Here is a 2,361-nt window from a genome sequence, read left to right as displayed (position 1 = left end):
AGAGGAAATAATTACTTTTTTATTTGTTGATTAAACTGAACTAATTACGTTAAGCTGAACCCATCAAAAAAAACAGACATTTAATCCTAATGTGAGGAGCTAATATTTAATGCGAGTCTTATTAATTTATCCCTTATTTCCCCAATCTTTCTGGTCTTTTGAAAAAATTCTGGAACTGATAAATCGCAAAGTAATGCTACCTCCGTTAGGTTTAGTAACAGTAGCAGCCATCTTACCCCAGGAATGGGAATATAAATTAGTCGATAGAAATATTAGGGCAGTTACAGAAGCAGAATGGGAATGGGCAGATTTAGTCATACTTTCGGCAATGATTGTCCAAAAAGAAGACTTACATGACCAAATCCGAGAAGCAAAACGACGTAATAAATTAGTGGCCTGTGGTGGTCCATATCCCACAGCATTACCTCAAGAACAATTGGACAGTGGTGTAGATTTTCTAATTCTGGATGAAGGGGAAATTACTTTGCCAATGTTTGTCGATGCTGTCAAACGTGGGGAAACTCATGGTATTTTCCGTGCAGATGGCAATAAACCGGATGTGACAACAACTCCTATTCCCAGATTCGATTTATTGGAAATGCAATATTATGAATCTATGTCGGTTCAGTTTTCCCGTGGTTGTCCGTTCCAATGTGAATTTTGCGATATTATTGTTCTGTATGGTCGTAAACCCCGTACCAAAACGCCAGCACAATTATTAGCAGAATTAGATTGCTTATACGACTTAGGATGGCGTGGTTCTCTATTTATGGTGGATGATAACTTTATTGGCAATAAGCGTAATGTTAAATTGTTGCTCAAAGAATTAAAAGTTTGGCAAGCAGAACATCAATGTCCATTTAAACTGACTACAGAAGCTTCCGTTAACTTAGCAGAAGACCCAGAATTAATGCAATTAATGGTAGACTGCAATCTTAGAGCGGTATTTTTGGGAATAGAAACCCCTGATGAAGATAGTTTAGAGTTAACCCATAAATATCAAAATAATCGTAACCCTCTCAATGAAGCAGTAGAGAAAATTATTAAGTCTGGCATCAGAGTAATGGCAGGGGTTATTATTGGTTTTGATGGAGAAAAACCAGGAGCAGGCGATCGCATCGTTAAATTTGTGGAAGAGACAACTATTCCGACTGCCATGTTTAGTATGTTACAAGTCTTANATCAATCAAGTAACTTTGACAAATTTTATCCCCACCAGACCAATAGAAGATATTGCCAGAGAATATGTAGAAGCATTTTGGCAGTTGTATGACTATGAAAAATTTTTAGATCGAACTTATCGACATTTTCTAATGATGGGCGCTCCCACTGCTAAAGGTGCTGCAAAAATGCCAAGTTGGATAGAATTACGAGCATTGTTGATTATTTGTTGGCGACAGGGAATAAAGCGGAACACTCGTTGGAAATTTTGGCATCATTTGTGGAGTATCAGAAAACATAATCCTAGTGTTTTGACAGCTTATATTAGTACCTCTGCTCATATCGAACATTTTTATGAGTATCGTCATATTGTCAAAGAAAAAATTGAAGCACAGTTAGCTGAATATTTAGCTGAGAATAAAAAGTTAAGTGTGATTAAAGAAGAAGTCAGCAGTCAGAAGGAACAAATAGAAGAAGAAGTAGCTTAAATATTATCAAATAATTTGTAGGGAATTTTATAGAATCTCCCTACAAATTCTTTATGTTTCTATAAGCTGAAAAATACTGTCATAATTTTTGCCCGATTAACTAATATTATGTTCAGATAATTATAATACCGTAGGTTGGGTTGAGGAACCGAAACCCAACATATATAGTTACTTCAAATAAAACTCAGACTTTATGCTGCAAAATAATTTGTGATTATTTTNTACGGGACATCAAAAACATAGTTAGGACTCAGGAGGCTTTTCATATGGATACCAAACTGTTAACGCAGTTCCTCTGTTTAGCTGCGCGAAAAGAAATCCGAAAACTAATATTATGTTCAGATAATTATAATACCGTAGGTTGGGTTGAGGAACCGAAACCCAACATATATAGTTACTTCAAATAAAACTCAGACTTTATGCTGCAAAATAATTTGTGATTATTTTGTCTAAGGATGTACCTAGACTAAAATAATACATTCTTGGTCTTTCTAAAGCACTAAAGTATCAATTTTTGGTAATCAGCTTTTTGTCGCAGTTATCTAATCTTGCAGATTTTTCTTCAGATTTTCTCTTCCCTACTTTCTACTCCCTAGAATTATATTTATCTTTTCGGGCAGATTTTAAATATAATGGTTCGACTTGGGAGAAGATTTACAAAACAGGTAAAGCAGGAAAGGAGATAACAGAATTAACTTATATTGGCGAACTT

Annotated in this window: 2 protein-coding genes and 1 pseudogene; all 3 read left to right on the top strand. The window is 35.1% G+C overall.

Translation table 11 applies throughout. The annotated features are described in order from the left end of the window. Nucleotides 1-109 precede the first annotated feature (109 nt). Nucleotides 110-1,180 (top strand): annotated as a pseudogene (locus AFK68_RS01495) (radical SAM protein); the annotation flags it as partial. 1 nt (nt 1,181) lies between these two features. Beyond that, nucleotides 1,182-1,649: DUF4070 domain-containing protein (locus tag AFK68_RS40860; protein WP_246843926.1), on the top strand; the 468-nt coding region annotated here is incomplete at its 5' end. Between the two features lie 529 nt (nt 1,650-2,178). Further along, the coding region (locus AFK68_RS01490; RefSeq protein WP_143437408.1) for a hypothetical protein at nt 2,179-2,361 on the top strand (183 nt) is incomplete at its 3' end.

It is taken from the genome of Hydrocoleum sp. CS-953 (genome assembly GCF_002260545.1).
In the GTDB taxonomy this organism is placed as follows: domain Bacteria; phylum Cyanobacteriota; class Cyanobacteriia; order Cyanobacteriales; family Microcoleaceae; genus Trichodesmium.
This window is presented reverse-complemented; position numbering and strand designations above follow the sequence as displayed.